Consider the following 24,134-nt stretch of genomic DNA (forward strand, 5'->3'; position numbering starts at 1 on the left):
CCGGGGGTCCGGGGGTAGAGCCCCCGGCCTCTCCACAATTCGGAGGCGCCGGACATGTCCGACATGATGACCACACAGGCCGGAGACGCCGGAGCCTTTCGCAGCTTTGACCTGAGCCGCGTGCCAAGCCCCTGCTTCGTGGTTGATGAAAAGGCCGTCGAGCGGAACCTGACCATTCTCGCCGATATTGGAACCCGATCCGGCGCACATGTGCTGAGCGCTCTCAAGGCATTCTCGATGTTCTCGCTCGCCCCGCTTGTCCGCCAACATCTTGGCGGCACATGCGCGTCCGGCATTTTCGAAGCACGGTTAGGTCGCGAAGAATATGGTGGCGAGGTCGCGACCTTCTGCGCCGGGTACAAGGACGCGGACATCGTTGAAATTCTGTCGCTGTCAGATCACGTCATATTCAACTCACCAGCGCAAAAAGACCGGTTTCTTGCCAAAGCTCGGAACGCTGGCGTTCAGGTCGGTCTGCGCATCAACCCGGAGCATTCCGAAGGCGAGATCCCAAAATATGACCCCTGTGCGCCCTGCTCTCGCCTTGGCACCCCAATCAGTCAGTTGACGACCGACGAACTGACCGGGGTTGATGGCCTGCACATGCACACGCTCTGCGAACAAGGGTTCGCGCCATTGCAACGCACTTGGGAAGCCGTCCTACCAAGACTCAAGCCCTTCCTCGGCCAACTCAAATGGCTGAACTTTGGAGGCGGCCATCATATCACGCGCGACGACTATAACCGCGATGGGCTGGTGGCGTTCATCAGGGACATCCGCGAGACATACGGCATCGAAGTCTATCTCGAACCCGGTGAGGCGGTCGCGCTGGACGCAGGTATCTTGGTCGGCGAAATCCTCGACCTGCCAACCAATGGCATGAACCTTGCAATCACCGATATCTCGGCAACCTGCCACATGCCTGACGTGATCGAAGCCCCCTATCGTCCCGCCCTGATGGATGAGGCCGAAGCAGGCCACACCTACCGTCTGGGCGGCCCCTCCTGTCTGGCCGGTGACGTGATCGGCGATTACACATGGGATCAGCCACTGGAAATCGGCCAACGCTTTGCCTTCCTGGATCAGGCCCACTATTCGATGGTCAAGACCAACACATTCAATGGCGTACCGCTGCCTACCATCGCGCTGTGGAACAGTGAAACGGACGAGCTGAAGATCATCAAGCAGTTCGGCTATGACGACTTTAAGGACAGACTCTCATGAGCATTTTCCTCGACAGTGAACTGACCGCATTTGAGCGCACTGAAGATGCCCGTTTTCGCGTGATCCCGGTGCCGCTGGAGCGCACGGTCTCTTACGGCTCGGGCACGGCCAAAGGGCCTGATGCCATCATCGAGGCCAGCAACGAGCTGGAACGCATCACCGGCCATGCTGAGCCTTGCGTCGAGGGGATTTTTACCGAAGAGCCGGTGGATTGCGACGCAGCCCTGTCCGAGATCATGGAGCGCCTTGCCCAGCGCACCGAAGCCGCTGTTCGCGCTGGCAGGGTTCCAGTGACTTTGGGTGGTGAGCATTCCCTCAGCTATGGCGCAGTGATGGGCGTGACCCGCGCGTTGGGTCAACCCATTGGCATCGTTCAGATCGACGCCCATGCTGACCTGCGCAACGCCTATCAGGGGGAAAAACACTCCCACGCTTCGGTCATGCATTTGCTGGCCGAGGAAGGTGTCCGGCTGGCCCAGTTCGGCGTGCGCGCCTTTTCGACCGAAGAAGCGCAAAGCCGCCTGAAAAACCACATCTTCCACGTGGATGCTGAAGAACTGGTCACCGGGAATATCCACGCTGTCGACCTTCCCGAGGATTTCCCCGAGCTGGTCTACGTCAGTTTTGACGTTGACGGTCTTGACCCCTCACAAATGCCGGCAACCGGCACCCCGGTTCCCGGCGGATTGGGGTATTATCAAGCGCTTCGACTGGTCGAGCACGCGCTGAAAGGCCGCAAATGCGTGGGCTTCGACGTGGTAGAGCTGGCCCCGAACGGCAATGCCGCCTGGGACTTCACCGCCGCGCAGATCGTTTATCGTCTGATGGCCGCCTGTTAACTCTCGGACGTTTCGTTCAGCTCCATATGGCCTTCGCCCTTGTTCAGGACGCGGCGCAGCATCGGTTCAAAGAACTCAAGCGGTTTGGTCGGATACTCGGGATCAAACGCCTTCTGATCGTATTCATGGCAGAAGTAACGGCAGTCCTCCCAATAGGGGTTGTCGCGGTACTTGTCGCGGGCGTTACGATCACCACCCAGGTGATGATTGTAGTAATAGCCTTGGAACACGCAGTGGTGTTTTAATATCCAGTGGGTTTTCTCGCTGACATAAGGTTTCATCATCGCAGCCGACAGCTCACCATGGTTATACGGTGACAAAATATCTCCGGTGTCATGGATCAGTGCAGCGACTACCAGTTCTTCATCTGCACCATCCTCATAGGCACGCGTCGCGGCCTGAAGGCTGTGCTGGTAACGATTGACCGGGTATGGTGTCCACGCCTCGTCCAGGGAACGGATCGCGTCCAAGATTCGGTCTGGAAGGGCGGCGTTGAACGCCTCTTCATACTCCATGACAGCGTCCCAATCGGCTTTGGTCGCCTCTTCAAAACTGGTCCAGGTGGGTTTGTGGCTTTTGTCCAGCATGATGTTTCCTCTGGCTGATCTCCTACGGCCAGCATATCCGAAGGCAAAAGCTGAAAAAAATGAATTGATTTTATCACTTCGATCAAAAAATACTTTCAATATGCAAATCAAAGCTCTTGAGACATTTTTGTGCGTTGCGGACACCGGTGGCTTCCATGCCGCTGCACGACACCTCAACATTACTCAGACAGCGGTCAGCGCCCGTATCAAATTGATCGAAGAGGAAACCGGAAAGCCCCTGTTCACTCGGGGCGCAGGCGGCACCAACCTGACAGAATTCGGACGGCAGTTTCGGCCCTATGCCGAGCAGATGTTGTCCTTGTGGTCCTTCGCCTCGCGCGATCTGCCGGGGCAGACACCGCACCGGATCGCCCTTCGCCTTGGCGCACAGCTCAGCGTTTGGGATCCATTGCTGGTCGATCTGGCCGTTCGCTATGAACAACGCCATGGCCAGCTATTACTGACCCTGAACTACGATCATGACCTCAACATGGTCGAGGCCGTGGCGACGCATGTATTGGATGCGGCACTGACCCACGAAAAACCATCTGATCGGCGTGTGCTGTATCACGAACTGGCGCCGGAACGTTTGTTGTTGGTCGAAACCCCTGGCGCCGGCAAAGACCCGGTTTTCGTCAATCTCGAGTTGGGCGAAATCTATCAGGATCACGTGCGGTCAGCAGCGCGCAAAGCGGCAGGTCAGACACTTTTTTTGGGCAATTGCATGATGGGCCTGCGCTATGTTTTGCAGCGCGGCGGCACGGGGTATTTCCCCGAATATGTTATTCGGGATCAATTGAACGAAGGCACCTTGGTGCCGGTTGCCGAAGCGATGGACCTGATGTTGCCGCTTTATCTGGTGACCCGACGGGACAGCGAGGCCTTCGACGACGTGATGGCCTGTCTGACCGAGCTGCGTGCGGCAAATTAAGCTTGAGACAAGGTTCCATTCGCCTCCCGTGATCGGGTGCGCAGCAATGGCCGCCCGGCGATCAACAGGAACACGCATGAAATCAAGACGCCGACAATCGCCGGAAGATAAAGCAAAATCCACAGGTTTGGATCATCAATCACGACCGGCGACACAAAACCCCTGACCCCCTCCAACAGGACCAAAATCGTGAAAGCTCCGAATATCTGCGGCCACAGGCCAAAGCGCGAAAAACTGCCCAGCATCAACGTTGAAAAACCAGCCATCGCCACCGCGATACAAATGGCGATCCATGAAAAACGCTGATGCAGTTCTTCGATCAGTTCCCCTTCCGAGAACTGCTCGGTCGCCAGAATACTATCCCGGCCCTGCAAAAGCTCGAGCGTTGGGATCGCCTCAAGACTGCGCATAGCGTTGGTGTCTGAATTTGTCAGTTCCGAGATGTCATACGAGGCATCCGCAAAAAGCGTCGAAGACAGCGTCCTGCCTTCTGGATTCAGGCGCAATGCGATCCCGTCCACCATCACCAGATGAATGCCGGAACCATTGTTGACCAGATAAGCCGTCTTGCTGGAATAGCTTACCGGGTCCTCTTCATTCCGACGGTCCGAAACAAAAACCTCGGACAAAGTGCCATCCAGATCAATTTTCCCAATATAAACCGTAACGCCTTGCGCGGGATGCAAAAATTCACCTTCATTCAAAAGCTGGGCGGTGACATCCCCTGCGACCTCGGCTTGGCGCTGTTCCAATTGCTCAACGGACGCGGGGCGCAGGAAGACGCTGATCGCGGCCATCATTAAGCCGGTTACGATGCCAAATACGAACACTGCGCGCGCCAATCTCCAGGGACTGGTCCCGGTGGCCAGCATCACTGTCATCTCGCTTTCACGGCTCAGGCGGTTGGTGGCATAGACGGCTGCAGCAAACACCGCCATTGGCATCACAGTGCGGATCAGGGTCGGCAGGGTCAGTGCGGTGAATTCCAGAAACACCATCGCGGGTTGGCCGCCGCTGATCACCCGATCAAACAGGCTGACGGAACGGGTAATCCAGAATACACCCACCAGAACCAAGGTGAAAAAGCCGAACAGAATCAGCAGTTGCCGCAGGAAGTAACCATCAAAGCGCGACATGAACCCTCTTCCGCCTGTCTGTTGTGGGCAGGACCATATGCCATTCTACTGGCGTAGGAAACCGGGATTGACCCTTTGACAGCAGGGCGCGGGAAGAACGATGTCTGGACAAAGTAAGACTGCGAACTTCACTCCCCAAAAACAAGGCAGGTAAAGGTTAAAATTCTTTATTTCTGAATTACTTAGAAGATCACGTAGTGATGGACACCCGTCACGACAACGACAGACGCGGCAATGACTACGACAGACGCATAGTCGGTTAGTTTGAACTTGCGCTTCTTAGGATGCATCGTCCATTCGGCCCACTTCTTTTGGTCTTCCGTCAGTTCCGAACCTTCACCATACGCCATCACTACTACCTCAAACTTGACATCGCTAAGTCGACAAACTTTCGCCAGTATTTTGACACAAACCGAATAAATCAAGTAAAAACACTGGGTTCTTACCGGGTTAACCTCACGGCGGGCTCGGCCCCTGGGCTCTGAAAAGCATTCATAAACATCCAACCTCTCGAAAATCCTCGCTCGTCTGACCATAGCGATCCGATAATTTTCCATGAAGCGGCCTGCAGTCGTTCGCCCCGACGAACGAGAGCAATTCACAAGGCTTCCACCGATTCTAGGTTTTCATTGGAGGAATGGCAGGGGCAGCAGGGTTCGAACCCGCGACCTACGGTTTTGGAGACCGTCGCTCTACCAACTGAGCTATACCCCTAAGGTGCGCATCAAATATGCCAGCCGCGCAGCGGACTCAAGAGGCTTTTTCAAATTCCGCGCGACTAATGCACCCGACAAACAAGTTGCGTGCAGCGTTTAGTTCTATAAGACACGGTTTGGTCAGTACGAGGGACCCAATCCGTGAGTATCCGCAAAAAGATCGCCGACAGCGAAGCCGTTTTGAACTGGGCCGCGCGCCGCATCGCGAGTTATATCCGGATAGTAAATCGCAACACCAAGTGGCAGCGCATCGGATACGAAGAACTGGACCAATTGGCCGAACAAGGTGAGCCGGTGATCGTGGTGCTGTGGCATCAGCGGCTGGCGCAGTCGCCGTATTTCTTCCCGCTGGACAAAGGGCGCATATGCTCGATCACTTCGTCTGCACGAGCAGGCAGCATGGTAGGTCGGGTGCAGAAACTATTCGGCATGGATACCATCGCCATGGCCAGCAAACACAAGAGCAACGTCGCCGTGTCGCGAGAGGTGTTCGGCAAGATTAAGAAAGGGGTTTCCATCGGCATCGCCGCCGACGGACCGCGCGGCCCCGAGCGTGTGCTGTCCACGGTGCCACTGGTCTGGGCGCGCACTTCGGGAAAACGGATCTTCGGAATCACCTATTCCGCACAATATGGCAGCGAAGCGGGTACATGGGATCGCCTGTTGATGCCCCGCCCCTGGCGGAACAAGGGCGTATTTCTGTGCCGCGAGTGGACTGAAACCGTGCCACGCAAAGCATCAGAAGAGCAAATCGAAGAGCTGCGGCAAAGCCTTGAACAGCACATGAACGACATCACCGCCGAGGCCGACCGTATGGTCGGACGTGAACCGTGGTCGCCAGAGGCCTAACCGCCCCGCAAACGTTGCATCAGGTAAATCTCGCTGCCCTCAGGGACCGGCTCAGTTAATCCGCTGGCGATGACGCGCCCGTCGATGGCGATGGATACGCCCGCATCAATCGGCGCCTGAAGCTGCGGGTGTAGCTTCACCAGTTCCCGCAATAGGTCGCCGGTGGTCTTGGCCTCAACCTCGACCACCTGCCGGCCCCCGGTTAAAGACCGGAGGCCGGACCAGAGGTGGACCTCAACCATTGTCCTTGAGCGCGGCCAGAATACGCGGCGGTGACATTGGCAGTTGCCGCATACGTACGCCCGCCGCGTGCGACACGGCATTGGCAATGGCAGCCAAGGGCGGCACGATGCCGGTCTCGCCGACGCCACGCACACCGAATGGGTGGCCGGGGTTTGGCACTTCGACGATCACCGTGTCGATCATCGGCAGGTCGCTGGCGACGGGAATACGGTAATCAAGGAAAATCGAGTTCTGCAGGCGACCATCCTCGCCATAGATGTACTCCTCGTTCAACGCCCAGCCGATGCCTTGCGCGGCACCGCCCTGATACTGGCCTTCCACATATGTCGGGTGAATCGCCTTCCCGGCATCCTGAATGACCGTGTAGCGGGTGATCGCAGTCTTGCCGGTTTCCGGATCAACCTCGGCATCAACGATGTGAGTGCCAAACGACACGCCTGCGCCTTCCGGGGTCGCTTCAAAATGGCCCGAGATCGGACCGCCGGTCGAACCCATATGGGCCGTGATATCGGCCAGCGGGCGTGGATCGAAGTCACCGGCGTTGGGGCCAGAGGGCACCGCACAGCCGTCTTCCCATTTGACTGCGTCCGTCGGAATTCCCCAGCTGGTCGCCGCACGTTCGCACAGTTTTTCGACCGCGTGTTTGGCTGCTTTGATGGTGGCCAGGCCAGAGGCGTAGGTCACGCGAGAGCCGTGGCTGACGTCGTTGTACCCAAGCGTCGCTGTATCGGCGATGGTCACCCGGATGTTCTCGTAGGGAATACCCAGAACCTCAGCCGCCATCAGCGCCATAGACGCCCGCGAGCCGCCGATATCGGGCGTACCAACCATCAACTGGGCCGAGCCGTCCTCGGACAGGGACAACGAAACCGAGGTCTCGCCGCCATGGTTGAACCAGAACCCACAGGAAATCCCGCGTCCCTGCCCCGGTTTCAGCGGCGCTGAATAGTGCGGATGCGCCTTTGCGGCTTCCAGCGTCTCAACCAGACCGATGCGCTCATACCGGGGACCATAGCTGGCCTTGGTGCCCTCATGCGCCGCATTTTTCAGGCGTACATCGACGGGATCAAGGTCCAGCTTTTTGCACAGTTCATCAATCACCGACTCAACGGCAAATGCCCCCATTGGGGCACCGGGCGCACGGTAGGCTGCCTGTTTCGGTCGGTTGGCCATAACGTCATAGCCAACCTGTTTGACGTTGGTCAGATTGTAAGGCGCAAAGGCACACATGGCGGTCATATCGCCCGGCGCACCCGGAAACGCGCCGCCTTGCAGGCGGAACACGCCCTGCGCGGCTGAGATGGTACCGTCCTTCTTCATGCCGATCTTGATGTCCATCGACGCCGACGAAGTGGGACCAGTTGCCCGGAACACTTCGGACCGGGTCATCACGAGTTTGACCGGGCGGTTGGCCTTACGGCTTAGCGCCAGCGCGACGGGTTCAATGAACACAGTCGTCTTGCCACCAAAGCCGCCGCCAATTTCGGACGCTGTTACGCGCAGCTGTGCGGTCTCAATCCCCAACAGCGCCGCGCAGGTTTTCTGCGCGATCCAGTGACCCTGGGTCGTGCACCACAGCTCGCCCTTGCCATCATTGCCCAGCATACCCAGGCAGGCATGCGGTTCGATGTAACCCTGATGGGTCGCTTCAGTGACAAAGCTGTCTTCGATGATCAGATCAGCTTCGGCAAAGCCGGCCTCGACATCGCCATGACCGCTTTCGTGGTACCGCACGACATTGGGGTGCATGCCCTCGGGCACCGAATAATCCGCGGCACCTTCACGAATGACCGGAGCATCCGAGGCCATCGCCTTGTCCACATCGGTGACGTGGGGCAACACCTCGTATTCGACCTCGATCAGCTTGAGCGCATCGCGCGCTGCCAAAGCGGATGTGGCCGCAATGGCCGCTACAGCGTGGCCGTCATACAGAGCCTTTTCGCCTGCCATGACGTTTTCCAGAACATTCCAGAATTCGCCTTCCAGGCCCGGTTTGAACGGGACGTCGGCAAAGTCCGCACGGGTCACGACGGCTTTGACGTCCTTGTGCGCCTCGGCCTTCGAGGTGTCGATTTTCACGATCCGCGCATGGGCATGGGGCGAGCGCAGGATCGCGCCATGCAGCATGCCCGGTGCCGAAATATCCGCCCCGAACTTTGCGCGGCCCGTAACTTTGTCCAACCCGTCAGGGCGGTTCGGGCGCGTGCCAACAAAAGTAAATTCAGATTTGCGATCGTCGAGTGCCATTACGAAGCCTCCCGCAGTTCTTCTGCCGTTTCCATGACGGCACGAATGATCTTGTCATAACCGGTGCAGCGGCACAGGTTACCTGCCAGCCAATACCGGGCTTCCTCTTCGGTCGGGTTGGGGTTCTTTTCCAGCAGCGACTTGGCCGCGACCAGAATACCCGGTGTGCAGATGCCGCACTGAAGCGCGGCGTGTTCGATGAACTTCTGCTGCAGCGGGTGCAGAACGTCGCCGTCTGCGATGCCCTCAACCGTTTCGATCTGCTTACCTTCGGCCTCAACGCCCAGCATCAGGCAGGAACAGACCAGACGCCCGTCGACCGAGACGGAACACGCGCCGCAGTCACCTGTACCACAGCCTTCTTTCGCTCCGGTCAGGTTCAGCTTGTCGCGCAAACAGTCCAATAGGGTTTCGCGCGGGTCGCAGAGGTATTCAACCGCGTCGCCGTTTACAGTGGTGGATACGTGGAACTTGCTCATGCTTGTTCTCCCTTCGCACGGGCATAGGCGATTTTCGCGGCGCGCTTGACCAGAACGCCAGCGACCTCGGTGCGGAACGCGATGGTGCCGCGCTTGTCGTCAATCGGGTTGCACGCAGCAGATGCGGCGGCAGCCAGCGCATCAAGCGCGGCCTCGTCCAGTGTACTGCCGATGATGGCCTTGGCACAGTCTTCGACCAACAGAACGGTCGGGGCCACTGCGCCCAGCGACACGCGGGCTTCGGTGACAGTGTCGCCGTCCAAACGTAGGTTTACACCTACGCCAACGACGGCAATGTCCATTTCGGTCCGTGGTATGAACCGCAAATATGCGTCGCCGCCATCTTCACCCCGTGCGGGAATGTGCACGGCCGAGACCAGCTCACCCTTGGACAGCGACGTTTTGCCGGGGCCGGTCGGAATTTCTTCGACAGCAACTTCGCGATCACCACTTGGGCCTGTCACGGTAACGGTCACTCCGGCGGCGACCATAGCAGGCACAGAATCGGCCGCAGGAGAGCCATTGCACAAGTTCCCGGTCAGCGTTGCGCGCCCCTGCACTTGGGTTGATCCGATCAGGTCCATCGCCTCAACTACGCCGGGCCAATCGCGGCCCAATTCGGAATGTTCGCTCATCTCGGCACCGGTGGCCGCGACGCCAATCGTCCAGCTGCCATCGGCATTGCTGATGATGTCGCTGACGCCGTCGATCTTTTTGATGTCGATCAGCGTGTCGGGGGTCACAAGTTCCGAGCGCAGCTGCACCAGAACATCGGTGCCTCCTGCCAGAAACCGGGTAATGCCCGTCGCATTCGCGGCCAGAGCCGACGCCTCGGCAAAGTTGGCGGGGCTGTGATAATCCATGAAAATACCTCGCACCTGTTGATCAGGATTCACTGGGGTTCGCGGGGGACGTTAGTGCAGCAACCCCACGGCGTCCATGGCTGGAACGACCAATTTTTGTGTTTATCGAAGTCGTTTTCAGACCTCAGATCAGAGGTCGAGTTCAATCACACCGTCAGGTTCAGCCGCGCGGCTTTGACACAAAATGATCGCGCCCTCGCGCTGTTTGTTGGACAGAACGAAATCACGATGCTCAATATCGCCGGAAACCACACCGCATTTGCAGACGCCACATATACCGTCGGCGCATTTCACATCCACATGAATACCCGCCTCGTTCAATACCTGAGCGGCATCTTTGTCTTCGGGGACGGTCAGTTCCCTGCCCGACTTCGCCAGCTTCAACGTGAAGGAGTGATTTTCATATTCCGGCTGTTCGGGCACCGAGAAATACTCCAGATGCCGCGCCTCTTCGGGGAAACCCTGTCGCTCAGCCGCCTGAATCACCCCGTCCATGTAGCGATCCGGTCCGCAGGTATAGACGTGCCGCCCTTGTTGATAACCCGACAGGACTGCATCCAGATCGGCGCGCGTTCCTTCATCCGAGAAATGAAAATGCACGTGGTCGGCCCAGGGCATCGCCGCCAGATCGTCCAAGTACCCGGCCCCAGCGCGGGTGCTGGCGGAATAGTGCAGCGCGAACGGCTTGCCGAGCGCATGCAACCGATGAGCAAATGCAATCATCGGGGTGATGCCGATCCCACCACCCATCAGGAAGGTCTTTGTTGCGGTTTCATCCAGTTCGAAATGGTTGATCGGTTTAGAGATGAAGACCTTGCGCCCCTCGCTGAAGATTCGATGCAACAGGGCCGAACCGCCGCGTCCTTCATCCTCGCGCAGAACGCCGATCTGATAGACTGACCCGTCCGATGGGTCCCCCGACATAGAATACTGACGCAGAAACTCAGGAGCGACCAGCACATCCAGATGCGCCCCGGCGGTCCAATCCGGTAAAGGCGCACCATTCAGGGCCGAGAATTCATACTTGGTCACATCCGCCGTCATCTTGTCGACTTTGGTCAACGCAACCCGCATCACCGGCGCATCGCCCGCGATCGAGTAACGATGCACGATCGACGTATCCCCTGCTGCCTTGCGATTTTTGTATTCTTCGGCTGACACCATCGCCTGATAGGCTGCAATCCCGGCCTCGCGGTCCATCGCAAAGGGATATGGCCACGGATGGGGGGCCAGATAGGCAGGATAGACGGCTAAGGTCTGATCTTCGAACTGCAGGTCCAGATCCGCTTGAAGGTCACGCCGGTTCAGCGGATGTTTCGTCGGGCGGTAAGCTCCATCCGCCTGCAATTCGATATCCCACCACCATTTCTTGGTGTCGTTCAAACCGCCATTACCCACGGCATCGTCCAGTTTCGCCAATGCCGGCGCGGCTTTCGGGATGTTCATCGCGGCCCAACGGAACGGGCGGTCCTTGAAGATACCCTCAAGGTTCCACGGGCACGTCTTCATGCAACGCCCACACATCGCACCGCCGGGTGTGGTCACACGATAGGTCGCGCATTTCTGGCTGTCGGATTTCCAGATCTCATAACCGTTGAACATGAGTTTCGGCCCCGCGGTGATTGCCCCCGAAGGGCATTCGCGCGCGCATTTGTTGCAGCTTTCGCAGAAAGTCTGCAGGCCAAAATCAATCGGTTTGTCGTGCTCCATCGGCATATCGGTTGTCACCGCGCCGGACTTGAGCCTTGGACCAAGGTAGGGGTTCAGGATGACCTCGCCAATCCGGCTGACCTCGCCCAATCCGGACAGCAGCAAAAGCGGCGGCTGAAGCACCTCGCCATCCATGACCGTATGCGCCTTGGCTTTGTAACCGAGGTTGCGGATCTGCTGCGCGATTACACCGCCCAGTAGCGAAAACCGCAGATAAGCGCGCATCGACTGGGCAACTGCGATCCAGTCATCGCCGCTGGACCCCTCCATCGTTTCATAGCCCTGGTCGATGATCATGCTGATGGCCTGATCGTGGGTCGGGTTGATCTCTTCTCCGGTCGCGTCGTGAGAGTACCACGCCCATTCCGGACAACGGCTGAGGCCCACGGCATCGCCTCCAATGAAATAGGTCGCGGCCTTGATATTCGCGGCATTTCGGGAGGGATCGGTCGGGCGCAAGCCATCCGCGCTGTCGCCATCCTGCAAAAGCACAAATGCGCCCAGTGAACGGCGTTGCGCGAAACTGGGGGCGGCCTTGCGCACATAGTGCCCCCCCCTGGCTGCATCTTGCAGCGGTTTGCCCATATCCCCGAATTGTGCGCGGGCAAACATGTCGGCGCGTTTGGGAACGCGGGCCACGTTTTCTTCGTCGATGTAGGTCGTCGGGTCCTCGACGCGCTTAAGTTTCTCGAACGGATGCGCCCCGTCCACGTAGCGTCGTTTGGCGTATGCATCCCGGTTCAGCGCGTTCTTGGCGAACCCTGTTCCCAACCACCACGCCGGACCCTGAGTGCGAAACCACGGTTGCTGCGCCATGGATTGCAGGGGTTGATCATGCGCAATCTCCATCTCGGTCGTAACAGCTGCCAGACCAAACCGTTTGCCTAGCCACGGCACAACGACATCACCATCCTCGACTGAGGCCAAACCAGCCGCCACCGCCAGCTTGCCCAGATCAACCTCAGAGGACATCGCGGTATGCGCCCGCGCATCGAACCCCAACAACCGGATATAATTGGCAATCACCACCGCGTTTTCGGTCGCCAGCAAACAAGAACGGTGATCCTGCGCGTCCATAATCCAATCAGAGCCGGGCTCATCCGGGTTCGGATCACGGTTGTGTTCATAGACAAAGACGATGGCGTGGCGGTGGGTGTCCATCGGCTTGGGCGCGGCCTCCATGCTTTCTTTCAGGTCAGCCATGATGACATCAATACCCGACGCCAGCGTCTTGGTCTGCCGGGTCTTCAGCGCATGGGCCAGACGATCTATGTCGGGGTTATGACGCGGCTGGGGCAGCATCGCCTCGGCAGGCAAAGGCCCACACCCCATCATCGACGCGTCATTGAAATAGCCAAAGGCCTTTAGGTGATGCGTACGCGCGCTCGGATCAGCCGGGATTTCAGAGGGCACTGCATTCACGAATCCATCACGAATAGCGTCCATCATCGCCTGAAACTCACCCATGGCGTTGACGATGCTTTCAGGCTGATCCGGCCGGTGAAAACTGAGCACGGGCATCGGCTGCGCGGCAGACAGGTCCGGTACAACGCTCTGACGTGCCAACCGCTCTAACGGATAAGGCCCCATGTGGACCGGCCGGTTCTTGTCCGAGAAAAAGCGGATCCCCATCGTGCGCCTCCTGATTTCTAAGTCTCACCTAATGTGGCGTGGACAGTAAATCCATTCATGAATAATCATAAGCGGTATGAGCAAAATTGATTTCATGGATCTGGACGGCAAAGTCCTGAGGGTCTTTCTGACCATTCTCGAAGAAAATTCAGTGTCCAAGGCCGCAGATCGGCTTGGCGTGACACAATCGGCCATCAGCCACACCCTGTCCAAACTTCGGTTGGTTCTGGGCGATCCGTTATTCATCAGATCAGGGCAGGGTCTGACCCCTACTGAGCGCGCCTTGTCCCTGAAAGACCCTGTGCAGCAAGTTCTGGACAATATGCACGCGCTGACCGAGGACCGCCCATTCGACCCCCAATCCGAAGAGATGATCTTTCACATCGCCACAAATGACATGCCGAGGGAGTTGATTTTCCCGCAATTGCTGCAAAAGGTTCGGGTCGAAGGCGTGCGGCTGGGGTTGGGGTTTATCCCCTCAGGTGTTCCAGTCCCCGAGCTGCTGCGCAGCGATCGGTGTCAATTGATGCTGACGCCTTTGCCGCCGGATGGACCGGACATCTTTCAAAAGCGCATCCTCAGCAGCCCGTTGATGATCTACTATGATGGCACGCGACGATCTCCTCCGGACAGTTGGGAAACCTATTGTGAAACCGAACATGTCGAAGTGCGCTTTGCGGATGGCCGCAGCTCGCGTGCTGTTATGCGGGGTGTCGATCAAAACCAGATCAGGCCACCTACGGTTACCCTGCCGCATTTCAATGCCATTACCTCATTTGTGAAAGGCGGCGACCTGATTTCCACCGATACCGCGTTGATGAAACACGGGCCACTACATGCGTTGGATTGTGCGCCTCTGCCCTTCGCGTGCGACCCTGTCTCGATCTACATGGTCTGGCACCAAAGATCTTCCAACGACCCGGCACATCGCTGGTTGCGAGATAGGATCGAAGCCATCGCAGCGACGCTTCAGGATTGAGACAGCAACCAGTCTTTCATCACTGCGACCAGCGCGGGTTGACGTGGCTGTTTGGGTGTCACGATGTAAAAGCCCAAGTCCTCGACCAGCTCGTCCGGGATCGGGCGCACCAACTGACCGGCGGCCAACTGGGCAGAAACAAGCGGTTCGTTAGCGAGCGCAACACCCTGCCCCGACACGGCTGCGTCGATGGCAAGGCTGGTCTGGCTGAAACTCATCATCTTCGGCTTGCCGGTGATCCCTGCCCGCTGCAGAAACAAAGGCCACAGCCCATGGGTGTCATTTAACAGAGTGTGCTTTGTCAGGTCAGCAGGATGCGCAATCCTGGCCGCCATCTCAGGACCGCAAACCGGAACGAATGTTGTAGAAAACAGAGGCACTGCGACCACCCCCGGCCCAAAAGGCGCGCGCCCTTGCCGAACAGCAATGTCGACACCGTCCCCCTGGAAATCCGCCAGCCGTTCCCGCGCGTCGACCTGCACGGCAATATCAGGGTGGTGCCGCGTAAAGTCCTGAAGACGGGGAACCAGCCATTTCGAGGCAAAGCTGGGCGTGACTGAGATAGTAATTTGTCTGTCCCCAGAAAGATCCTCGACGGCCTCTTCGATCAGTCGGAAGGCCCGGCGCAAGGGCGCATGGAACCTGCGCCCGGCCTCGGTCAGCGCAAGGCCACGTGGCAAGCGGTCAAAGAGCGTCACAGCCAATCGTGCCTCAAGCCCGCGCACCTGTTGCGCGACAGCACCTTGGGTGACGCCCAGGTCCTCGGCAGCCAAGCGAAAGTTCAGATGCCGCGCCGAAGCTTCGAAGGCCCGCAAAGCGTTCAGAGGGGGAAGAGCCGCCATCGTAGCATCCTGTAGTTTTTCTACACCATAAGGCCAGCAGAACTGATTGGTCAATCAGATCGCCAAAGCGCATCTTCATGCCATCAATGAATGGAGAAATCACATGACCAAAGTGGCGCTGATAACAGCAGGCGGCAGCGGAATGGGTGCGGATTCAGCCCGACGTCTGGCCGCAGATGGATTTAAGGTCGGCATCCTGTCGTCTTCTGGCAAGGGTGAGGCACTGGCGCACGAACTGGGTGGCGTTGGTGTGACCGGGTCAAACCAGTCGACGGATGATCTGCAAAAACTGGTCGATACCGCGATGACTCATTGGGGGCGCATCGACGTGCTGGTCAACTCGGCCGGTCACGGACCGCGCGCGCCAGTGCTGGAGCTGACGGACGAGGATTGGCACACCGGAATGGACGTCTATTTCCTGAACGCCGTCAGACCGACCCGGCTGGTGACACCAATTATGCAGAAGCAAGGTGGTGGATCGATCATAAACATTTCAACCTTCGCCGCATTCGAGCCCGACCCTGTCTTCCCAACCTCGGGCGTGTTCCGCGCAGGTTTGGCCGCTTTCACCAAGCTGTTCTCGGATCATTACGCGGCCGACAACATCCGGATGAACAACGTCCTGCCAGGGTTCATCGACAGCCTGCCAGAGAAAGAGGAATTCCGCACGCGCATCCCGATGGGCCGCTATGGACGCAGCTATGACGAGATCGCCTCGGTCGTGGCGATGCTTGCGTCAGAAGGCGGCGGCTATATCACCGGTCAGAACATCCGGGTGGATGGCGGCATCACCCGCGCGGTCTGAGGTCAGAACCGCGCTTTGACAAAATGGGTCAGCGCCGCACCGGTTTCAAAATAGGCGCGGCGCAGCCCTATCCACTTTTCCTGATGCTCGGTGACTGCGGGCACCGGCAAAAGGCTTGGGTCGTCCTGCAACAGACTTTGGGCAACAAGGCGGCCAAAGACGGTGCCTGGTCCGATCCCACGCCCCGAAAACCCATGAACGGACAGAGCATTGGGACCGATCTGCGTAATCTTCGGGATGTGGTCTGACGTCATGGCGATGCGGCCATGCCACCCTTCGACCAATCGCTGATCGGCCAGTTGCGGATACAGCTGTGCCAGTTTGCGCTTGATCCACGTTTTATGAATCCCGCCGCCTGCCTGATCCAGATCACCCATGGCACCGATGATAAACCGCCCCTCTTGATCCATTCGGAACGAGGTCATGATCAGGTCTGTGTCCCAGCACCCCTCATCCCCCGGCAAAACACTAGCGCGCAGATTATCGGACAATGGAGCCGTGGCATATTGGAAATAATAGACTGGCACATAAGCGGGGGCCGATGCGGTCAGATCACGGTGATAGGCATTGGTCGCCTGAATGACCCATTTGGCGCGCACTGTGCGCCGAGCAGTCTTCAACACCCAGATTCCATCCATCTGCTGCATGGACAGAACCGGATCTTGCGTGGAAACCAACGCGCCAGCCTCAACCCCGGCACGCGCCAATCCGCGCACATATGCCAATGGCTGGATGGTTCCGGCGCGCGGATCGAACAGGGCGCCACCAAAGGCCGCACTGCCAGTGCGCTGCGCTGTCAGTTCTGCAGACAGCAACTCAACCGGTGCGCCAGCAGCGCTGAGTTGCGCGTGGCGGACCTGCAGATCCCGGAGACCCGCAGCCGAATGCGCACAGTGCAGAGTTCCGTTGCGCACAGGTTCACAGTCTATCCCATGCTGGTCGATCAGGCTGAACACCTCTGATGGAGCAGCAGCCAGAAGGTCAACCAGCCGATCCCCAACTATGTCACCCAGATGCGCGCGAATCTCAGCGGGCGGCAACCACAGCCCCGCATTCGCCAGCCCGACATTGCGGCCCGATCCGCCGTGGCCGATGTCATGCGCCTCAAGCAGACAGACCGAGGCACCAGCCTTGGCTGCAGTCAGGGCCGCAGAACAGCCGGTGTACCCACCACCGATCACCGCCAGATCAACAGTGATATCACCGGTTGAAACACTGGGTTCGACAAGTTCACGGCATGTGTTCAGCCAAAGGGACTGGTTGTGGTCGCTCACGTCGCGCTCCTTGAAATTGCGCGGATCATTAGGGCAGTGTCAGCCGGTTGCAAGCGCTCTTTGATCCTCGCGCCCCATCGCGATCAGGAAGGGTTGCGCATCCTGTTTCGCTTGAAAATCAGCCTTGTTACCCATGCCACGCCAGTTCGCCAGAACAAGGGATTGCGCCACTGCGCCACCTAAGGTCGCGCCGGGGCCGGTAACAATGAACAGGTCTGGCGCGAACTCATGCGCGGCGGTCTGGATCGCACGGGTAAAGTCATAGGGTTCGGTCACTTGGTGGCCCAGGGTATAATCCCAAAGCGCATGCGTATCCGTCGCACCCGGCCACCAAACCTTTCCGCGACCGTCGATCAGGGGCCGTTCAGGCTGTCGGAACAAATCCGCGCCCAAGAGCGTACGCCCTTCGGTAGCGACCGGTGCCTGCAAGGAAGTGTGAAACGCGGCATGGTTTGGCAAGCGCATCGGGAAACGGTCCTGCACGTTGGGTTGTGACGCCTCGAAAGCCTTCAGCCCCATCTCATTGCCTGCCAGAACCAGCATTCCGCCCAGATCAATGGACAAAGCAAGGTCATAACCGTCCATCGCATTGATGCGTTTCAAATCCGCCAGCAGCTCTGCCTTGCGAACAGCGTCGTTCGCCCAACCGTCGTCGGCAAAGGGGTAAACCAATTGACCGCCGATCAGGTGATCCTGCATCAGTGTTCCCATCGTGTTCACTACGCGGAACCCGTCGTCAGGCGACAACGCCCCGGAAGCGGCCAGCGCAATATACCACCCCATCGAGTTCCCGGTGACCGCGACCACCTCGATATCATCGGCCAGCGATTGCGCGTCTGCCAGCGAAGCTGCGTAGATGAGCGGTGAAGCAATATCGCCTTTTGAATACTTGGAAACTGTGAACCGCGCTGCGCCATCCAATGCGGTAACGGCCTCTTGCCCTGCTTCGGCACGTATCGCGTCGAAGCCCCGAAACATCGCAGTCTGCTGCGCGTGGTGGCGATGCAGATAGCCAAGCTCGGGCTTGTTGTATGTACCCCGACCAGGGCAGATGACGACGGCTGTGCGAGTCATGAGCGGCCACCCGTCAGTTTAAGCGCGGCGGTGATAATCCCGTCCCTCGATGGCAGCGGAGCGGCATAGGCGGGACCAGTTGCGATAAAACAATCTTCGGCCACGACGCGCGCGCTAGGGGTAGAGGGACTGTTTTCAGTGAAAAAGGTCATCAGCCCCTCAGACTGGCTGCCCGTCCGGCGGCACTCGTCGACGATCAAGACGTGTTTGCAACCCTTTGTGGCCTGACGCAGAGCCTCAATTGGGAGAGGTGCCAGCCAGCGCATGTCGATGATACGGGTTTTCACGCCTGCTGCCTCCAACTCGGGCAGAGCCTGTTTCGACAGGTAATGCCCGTTTCCATAAGTGACGATGGCCAGATCTTTACCCTCGCCATGCACGCCCACCTCACCCAGCGCGATACTCTGGTCAGGCGACGGATACGTCGTCATCCAGCCTGCGTCCTGTGCATCGTGCAGATCGCGCATCGGATAAAGCGCAATAGGTTCCAGAAAGACCACGACCCGCTGTTCTTCGCGCGCCAGCCGTACGCATTCGCGCAGCATCTTCGCCGCATCCGCGCCTGTCGATGGACAGGCAATGATCACGCCGGGAATATCGCGCAGGACAGCCAGCGAGTTGTCATTGTGGAAATGACCGCCGAACCCTTTCTGATAGCCAAGCCCCGCAATGCGTAGAACCATCGGGTTGGTGAACTGCCCGTTCGAGAAAAAGGGCAGCGTCGCGGCTTCGCCTCTGATCTGGTCCTCGGCATTGTGCAGATAAGCGAGGAACTGGATTTCGGGGATCGGGACAAACCCGTTATGCCCCATGCCAATGGCCAGTCCCAGAATGGACTGCTCATCCAACAGCGTGTCGATCACCCGGTCCGGGCCAAAGCGTTGTTGCAGTTTCTGGGTCACGCCATAGACGCCGCCCTTGCGGCCGACATCTTCGCCCATGCAAACGACCTCGCCGTGTTCCAGCATCAGATCGGTCAGCGCCCAGTTGATCAGACGGCTCATGGGTTGCGGATCATCCATTGCCCGCGTGTCGCCGCCAAAGGCCTTGTCGCGCGCTTCGGCGCTGGGACCGTTAGTGGGCTTACAAACCCGTTTTGGCGGGATCAGGCTGGCCATAACCTCAGAGGCGGTGGTCAGGTGCGGACGGGTTGCGGCCTCCGCCGCGATGCGATCAGTACGGGCGCAGGTGTCTTCGTAGATTTTCAACGCCTGTTCCGGCGCCAACGCCCCGGCCTGTTCCAGCAAGCGCACCGAGTGCAGCAGGGGATCGTTGGCCTCATCCGCCTCAACCTCGGACTTCGGCAGGTACGTGGTCGGCACATCTGCGCCCGCATGGCCGTAAAGACGCACAGTTTTTAGATGCAGGAAGGCCGGTTTTCGGCGGGTACGGACATACTCGGCGGCGTCTTGCGCCACCGCGAAGGTCTCATAGATATCCAGACCGTTGGCCTGAAAATACTTGATCCCAGGGCGATGCTCCATCGACGCCTGTATCCAGCCCTTGGGCGTTTTGACCGAGATTCCGATCCCATTATCTTCACACACAAACAACAGCGGCAGAGGTGTCGACTGCACGCTGGTCCAGCCTGCGGTGTTGATCGCGCCCTGCGCGGTGGAGTGGTTGGCCGAGGCGTCCCCGAAGGAACACATCGCAATCCCGTCCAAGGGCAGTTCACGGTGTTCAGGATCGTGTCGCCGCGCGGCGCCTAGCGAATAAGCAGCGCCCACCGCCTTGGGCAAGTGGCTGGCGATCGTCGAGGTTTGCGGCGGGATCGTCAACGCTTTGGACCCCAGTACCTTATGCCGCCCGCCCGAGGTCGGATCCTCTTTCGAACAGGCAAAACTCAGCAGCATGTCCCACGCGATCTGCTGGCCCGGCATCTGCTCGGCCCTGGCGATCTGAAATGCGGCATCCCGGTAGTGAAGAAAGGCGATATCGGTCGGGCGCAAGGCATGCGCCACGGCGGCCATCCCCTCGTGGCCGGATGAACCGATGGTATAAAACCCTTGCCCCGCCTTCTGCATGGCCCGGCTGGTCCGGTCCAACGCACGGCTAAGGACCTGTGACCGGTACAGCGACACCGCATCGGTCTTACTCAACCCCTGCCGCGGCTTTGCTCCGTCGGGAAAGTCGCGATTGGCGACCCGGGTCAGGAAATTCTCGTGAACGATCTGGGCGCGATCCATTGGGTGTCTTCCGGAGTTATTTGTTTACAATTTGGCGGTAGCGTCCGCGATACGGCGCATACCTTCTTGCAGGCTTTCAGTGGCATAGGCAAAAGAAAGCCGCAAATGCCCCGGCATCCCAAACGCACGCCCCGGCACCAGCGCCACACCCGCCTCATCCAGCAGAAAGCGACAGAATTCATGGTCTGTGGCCATTTTCGCATGAGTTTTAGGAAAGACGTAAAACGCGCCATCCGGAACGGCACATTCCAGACCAGCGGCGTTTAGCCCTTCGACAACGAGATCGCGGCGCGCTCGCATTGCCCGACGGCGGTCCGCCAGCAGGTCTTGCGGCCCGGTGATGGCCTCCAATGCTGCAGCCTGGGCAATCGAACACGCCCCTGACGTGATTTGCCCCTGCACAGCAACCATCGCCTTGATCAACTCAGCAGGGCCAATTCCCCACCCGATGCGCCAGCCGGTCATGGAATAGGCCTTGGACACGCCGTTTACGATCAAGGTTCGTTCCGCCAGTACGGGAACGGCCTGCACAAAGGGCGTGAAAGGCACAAAAGACAGGTGTTGATAAATCTCGTCAGAAATCACCCAGACCTGAGGATAGTTTTGCAATACCGCGCCCAGCGCCTGCAATTCCGCCTTGGAATAGACCGCGCCAGTTGGATTGGACGGGGAATTCAGCAGTAGCCAACGCGTGCGCGGGGTGATCGCTGCCTCCAACTGATCCGGCGTCAGTTTGAATTTCTGCGTCGCCGGACAGCTGACGACTACGGGGACACCGCCAGCCAAACTGACCATATCCGCATAGCTTGTCCAGAATGGAGCAGCCATAATCACTTCATCGCCGGGGTTCAGAGTTGCCATCATTGCGCAGGACAAAACCTGCTTGGCACCCGTCGAAACGATTACATTTTCGGGGCGCGCGCCAGCCTCAATCGCAATCGCTGATCGCAAGGCGGGCGTTCCTGCCGTTGCGGGGTATCGCGTCTGCCCGTCAATAGCTGCGCGGTGGGCCGCCTCAACAATATGCGACGGCGTCGGAAAATCAGACTCACCAGTGCTGAGCGCAATCACGTCGGCACCCTGCGCCCGAAGGCGCGCGGCCTGTTCGGAAATGCGAACGATCTCTGACAGCTCAATGCCATCCAACCGTTCGGCAGGCCGAAACTCTTGAATACTTGTCGTTAGGGTCATTGGTCCACATCCACGCTGGAGTCTACGCCTCTGTATCGGGCTGGCGCACGGCAATTGCCAGTGATATTCCGTGTGAAAGGTATGAGGATTTATCATATGATTGCGCCCCGTCGATTCCTACCCTCGATCCCCTCTCTTCTGGCGCTGGAGGCGGTTGATCGCCTCGGCAGCGCCTCGGCTGCAGCCGAAGAGTTGTCGCTGACCCAAAGCGCGATCAGCCGACAGCTGAAGTCCATGGAGGACCAACTGGGCGTCGCGCTCATTCAGCGCAACCAGATGCGATTGCACCTGACCCCCGCCGCAAAAGACTATGTTCAGGTGGCGCGCACAGCGCTGAACCAGATTGCGCAAGCGTCACTGAAACTGAAGGCCAACCCAACCGGCGGGTCGCTGAACCTGTCCATCCTGCCCGCCTTTGGAATGCACTGGCTGGCACCACGCCTGCAAGATTTTGCCCGTCGCCACCCCGAGGTGACCGTGAACCTGAGCACATGCCTCAAGCCGTTTGATTTCGAGACCGAACATTTTGATGCCGCCATCCACTTCGGCCAAAAGAACTGGCCGGGCGTCAACTACCTGCCGATCATGCGTGAAGACGTGGTTCCAGTTTGCGCGCCGGGCCTGTTGCCCGATCAGGAGCAGGACTTGAGCTGGCTTATGACAGCCCCTCTGCTGCATCTAGAGACCCGACCAGACGCTTGGGAGCGATGGTTTACGGCACAAGGGCGTGACACATCAGGGATGCGGGGAATGCTGTTCGATCAGTTCTCGACCATGGTGCAGGCCGCGATCCACGGGTTGGGAGCGGCGCTATTGCCCAGCTATCTGATCGAAGACGAGCTGAAAACCGAAAGGTTGGTTCCAGCATGGAACGGCCCTCACATCAGCCTTGGGCAGTTCTTTCTGGTCTGGCCACAGTCTCGACCGGAATCCGAACCGCTACGGTCATTTCGGATATGGCTGCAAGGTCAGGTTGGCCCATTCTGATCCAAAACTGCGCAGCCTCCGGCTTTGCGTCCTGCGGACGGCAGAGGGGTCGGGCAGGTGCGGGCTGCGCCCGCACCTGCCCGACCCAACGGGAGAAGACGTTTTCCAAAAACGTTGGCGACAGGCGGGAGCCTTTTGGGTGCGTTACTTGTCCAGCGAACGGGCGATCAGTTCCTTCATGATCTCGTTGGTACCGCCATAGATCATCTGCACCCGCGCATCCGCATAAAGCCGGGCGATCGGGTATTCCATCATGAACCCGTAACCACCGAACAACTGAAGGCATTCGTGCATGATCTCGTTCTGCACTTCCGAACCCCAGTATTTCACCATCGAGGCCGTCGCCGCATCCAACGTGCCCGCCTCAAGTTGTGCGATGCAGTCATTGACGAAACTGCGCAGAACTTCGGCCTTGGTTTTGCACTCGGCCAATTTGAAACGCGTGTTCTGAAAGTCCATAACGCGCTGGCCAAACGCCTTGCGTTCCTGCGTATAACGCACCGTCTCGGCAATTGCGAAATCGATCGCTCCCAGCGCCATGATGCCGATAGTCAAGCGTTCCCAGGGCAGTTGCTTCATCATCTGATAGAAGCCCTGGCCTTCTTCTGGTCCGATCAGGTTCGTCATCGGAACCTTGACGTCTTCAAAGAACAGCTCGGCCGTATCGTTGGCCTTCATCCCCAGTTTCTTGAGGTTACGGCCCCGGCGAAATCCTTCTGCGCCTTCGGTTTCTACGGCGATCAGAGAAACGCCCTTGGATCCTTGCGATTTATCCGTCTTTGCGGCCACCAGGACCAAATCGGCGGATTGGCCGTTGGTGATAAAGATCTTGGACCCGTTCAGGCGATAGGAATTTCCGTCCTTGTCTGCGGTGGTGCGAACGGACTGAACGTCCGAACCTGTTCCCGGCTCGGTCATAGCCAAAGCGCCAACCATTTCACCCGATGCCAAACGGGGCAGCCATTTGTGTTTTTGATCCTCGCTGCCATAGGCGTTCAGGTAGTGGACAACAATCGACTGAATTCCAAAGCCCCAACCCGAGTCACCGCGTGCCGCTTGCCCGTACATCGTGACCGCGTCGAACCCGATCCCGCCGCCAACACCACCATATTCCTCGGCAATAGCGCCGGCCATCAGCCCCATGTCCCCGGCCTTGTTCCAGAATTCGCGATCGACCATGCCGTTTTGGTTCCAGCGTTCGATATTGGGCACAAGTTCGTCGTCCATGAACCGGTTTGCCATTTCGGCAAACATCTGATGTTCGTCAGTGACCCAGTTGGCGGTTGGCTTGAATAGCGACATGTAGGCTTCTCCCAAATCGAATTTCGATAAGGGTA

The 24,134-nt window shown here is 58.5% G+C and carries 21 protein-coding genes and 1 tRNA gene; 7 read left to right on the top strand and 15 right to left on the bottom strand.

The window, feature by feature from the left end; genetic code table 11:
• Positions 1-54: 54 nt before the first annotated feature.
• Together nspC and speB are read left to right on the top strand one after the other, a co-directional pair.
• On the top strand, positions 55-1,224 hold the full coding sequence (gene nspC / locus AC2FIS_RS06695; RefSeq protein WP_496772476.1) for a carboxynorspermidine decarboxylase: 1,170 nt from the start codon (positions 55-57) through the stop codon (positions 1,222-1,224).
• Entirely contained in the window at positions 1,221-2,063 is an 843-nt protein-coding gene (gene speB, locus AC2FIS_RS06700; RefSeq protein ID WP_496772477.1) for an agmatinase, read from the top strand. Before nspC ends, speB begins: the two co-directional genes overlap by 4 nt.
• Here the strand turns inward: speB and AC2FIS_RS06705 are convergent.
• On the bottom strand, positions 2,060-2,650 hold the full coding sequence (locus AC2FIS_RS06705) for an HD domain-containing protein (protein WP_496772478.1): 591 nt from the start codon (positions 2,648-2,650) through the stop codon (positions 2,060-2,062). The two genes, speB and AC2FIS_RS06705, sit on opposite strands and share 4 nt — an antisense overlap.
• 100 nt (positions 2,651-2,750) lie before the next feature.
• On the opposite strand from AC2FIS_RS06705, the gene AC2FIS_RS06710 reads away from it, so the two are divergent.
• On the top strand, positions 2,751-3,581 hold the full coding sequence (locus tag AC2FIS_RS06710; RefSeq protein ID WP_496772479.1) for a LysR family transcriptional regulator: 831 nt from the start codon (positions 2,751-2,753) through the stop codon (positions 3,579-3,581).
• On the opposite strand, the gene lptF is transcribed toward AC2FIS_RS06710, so the two are convergent.
• The 3 genes from lptF to AC2FIS_RS06725 form a co-directional block, all read right to left on the bottom strand.
• Positions 3,578-4,717, bottom strand: coding sequence for an LPS export ABC transporter permease LptF (gene lptF, locus AC2FIS_RS06715; RefSeq protein WP_496772480.1), 1,140 nt, complete (start codon positions 4,715-4,717; stop codon positions 3,578-3,580). The two genes, AC2FIS_RS06710 and lptF, sit on opposite strands and share 4 nt — an antisense overlap.
• A gap of 182 nt (positions 4,718-4,899) precedes the next feature.
• The gene (locus AC2FIS_RS06720) at positions 4,900-5,067 is read right to left on the bottom strand and encodes a hypothetical protein (protein WP_496772481.1); all 168 of its coding nucleotides are present in this window, start codon (positions 5,065-5,067) and stop codon (positions 4,900-4,902) included.
• Positions 5,068-5,355: 288 nt separating this feature from the next.
• A tRNA-Trp gene (locus tag AC2FIS_RS06725) sits at positions 5,356-5,431 on the bottom strand.
• A 143-nt stretch (positions 5,432-5,574) separates the two neighbouring features.
• Between AC2FIS_RS06725 and AC2FIS_RS06730 the strand changes: the two genes are divergently transcribed.
• Positions 5,575-6,282: a lysophospholipid acyltransferase family protein gene (locus AC2FIS_RS06730; protein ID WP_496772482.1), complete on the top strand. Its 708-nt coding sequence runs from the start codon at positions 5,575-5,577 to the stop codon at positions 6,280-6,282.
• Here the strand turns inward: AC2FIS_RS06730 and AC2FIS_RS06735 are convergent.
• The 5 genes from AC2FIS_RS06735 to AC2FIS_RS06755 all read right to left on the bottom strand — a co-directional run bounded on the left by AC2FIS_RS06735 (position 6,279) and on the right by AC2FIS_RS06755 (position 13,456).
• A complete protein-coding gene (locus tag AC2FIS_RS06735) occupies positions 6,279-6,524 on the bottom strand; it encodes a MoaD/ThiS family protein (protein ID WP_496772483.1) in 246 nt (81 codons plus the stop codon). The two genes, AC2FIS_RS06730 and AC2FIS_RS06735, sit on opposite strands and share 4 nt — an antisense overlap.
• Positions 6,517-8,772: a xanthine dehydrogenase family protein molybdopterin-binding subunit gene (locus AC2FIS_RS06740; RefSeq protein WP_496772484.1), complete on the bottom strand. Its 2,256-nt coding sequence runs from the start codon at positions 8,770-8,772 to the stop codon at positions 6,517-6,519. Before AC2FIS_RS06740 ends, AC2FIS_RS06735 begins: the two co-directional genes overlap by 8 nt.
• A complete protein-coding gene (locus tag AC2FIS_RS06745; protein ID WP_282153800.1) occupies positions 8,772-9,251 on the bottom strand; it encodes a (2Fe-2S)-binding protein in 480 nt (159 codons plus the stop codon). Before AC2FIS_RS06745 ends, AC2FIS_RS06740 begins: the two co-directional genes overlap by 1 nt.
• Complete coding sequence (locus AC2FIS_RS06750; protein WP_496772485.1) at positions 9,248-10,114, bottom strand: FAD binding domain-containing protein; 867 nt, start codon at positions 10,112-10,114, stop codon at positions 9,248-9,250. Before AC2FIS_RS06750 ends, AC2FIS_RS06745 begins: the two co-directional genes overlap by 4 nt.
• Before the next feature lie 129 nt (positions 10,115-10,243).
• Positions 10,244-13,456, bottom strand: coding sequence for a reductive dehalogenase (locus AC2FIS_RS06755; RefSeq protein WP_496772486.1), 3,213 nt, complete (start codon positions 13,454-13,456; stop codon positions 10,244-10,246).
• Positions 13,457-13,532: 76 nt separating this feature from the next.
• Between AC2FIS_RS06755 and AC2FIS_RS06760 the strand changes: the two genes are divergently transcribed.
• Positions 13,533-14,435, top strand: a complete 903-nt coding sequence (locus AC2FIS_RS06760) for a LysR family transcriptional regulator (protein WP_496723878.1) — start codon at positions 13,533-13,535, stop codon at positions 14,433-14,435.
• On the opposite strand, the gene AC2FIS_RS06765 is transcribed toward AC2FIS_RS06760, so the two are convergent.
• Positions 14,426-15,277, bottom strand: a complete 852-nt coding sequence (locus AC2FIS_RS06765; protein WP_496723880.1) for a LysR substrate-binding domain-containing protein — start codon at positions 15,275-15,277, stop codon at positions 14,426-14,428. The genes AC2FIS_RS06760 and AC2FIS_RS06765 overlap by 10 nt on opposite strands.
• A 103-nt stretch (positions 15,278-15,380) precedes the next feature.
• On the opposite strand from AC2FIS_RS06765, the gene AC2FIS_RS06770 reads away from it, so the two are divergent.
• Positions 15,381-16,082, top strand: a complete 702-nt coding sequence (locus tag AC2FIS_RS06770) for an SDR family oxidoreductase (RefSeq protein WP_496772487.1) — start codon at positions 15,381-15,383, stop codon at positions 16,080-16,082.
• Between the two features lie 2 nt (positions 16,083-16,084).
• On the opposite strand, the gene AC2FIS_RS06775 is transcribed toward AC2FIS_RS06770, so the two are convergent.
• Genes AC2FIS_RS06775 through AC2FIS_RS06790 form a run of 4 tightly spaced genes read right to left on the bottom strand, consistent with a single transcriptional unit; the run spans position 16,085 to position 21,810 of the window.
• On the bottom strand, positions 16,085-17,356 hold the full coding sequence (locus AC2FIS_RS06775) for an NAD(P)/FAD-dependent oxidoreductase (protein ID WP_496772488.1): 1,272 nt from the start codon (positions 17,354-17,356) through the stop codon (positions 16,085-16,087).
• A 39-nt stretch (positions 17,357-17,395) separates the two neighbouring features.
• Positions 17,396-18,430, bottom strand: a complete 1,035-nt coding sequence (locus AC2FIS_RS06780) for an ACP S-malonyltransferase (RefSeq protein WP_496772489.1) — start codon at positions 18,428-18,430, stop codon at positions 17,396-17,398.
• Complete coding sequence (locus tag AC2FIS_RS06785; protein ID WP_496772490.1) at positions 18,427-20,619, bottom strand: dehydrogenase E1 component subunit alpha/beta; 2,193 nt, start codon at positions 20,617-20,619, stop codon at positions 18,427-18,429. The genes AC2FIS_RS06780 and AC2FIS_RS06785 overlap by 4 nt, the downstream gene beginning before the upstream one ends.
• A 24-nt stretch (positions 20,620-20,643) precedes the next feature.
• Positions 20,644-21,810: a pyridoxal phosphate-dependent aminotransferase gene (locus AC2FIS_RS06790; protein WP_496772491.1), complete on the bottom strand. Its 1,167-nt coding sequence runs from the start codon at positions 21,808-21,810 to the stop codon at positions 20,644-20,646.
• Between the two features lie 96 nt (positions 21,811-21,906).
• On the opposite strand from AC2FIS_RS06790, the gene AC2FIS_RS06795 reads away from it, so the two are divergent.
• A complete protein-coding gene (locus AC2FIS_RS06795; protein ID WP_496772492.1) occupies positions 21,907-22,797 on the top strand; it encodes a LysR substrate-binding domain-containing protein in 891 nt (296 codons plus the stop codon).
• Positions 22,798-22,941: 144 nt separating this feature from the next.
• Here AC2FIS_RS06795 and AC2FIS_RS06800 read toward each other — a convergent pair whose 3' ends face one another.
• Positions 22,942-24,099 carry an acyl-CoA dehydrogenase family protein gene (locus AC2FIS_RS06800; RefSeq protein ID WP_496772493.1) on the bottom strand — a complete coding sequence of 386 codons (1,158 nt, stop codon included), beginning with the start codon at positions 24,097-24,099 and terminating at the stop codon, positions 22,942-22,944.
• Between the last annotated feature and the right edge of the window lie 35 nt (positions 24,100-24,134).

This window comes from Ruegeria sp. CDSB113, assembly GCF_059611045.1.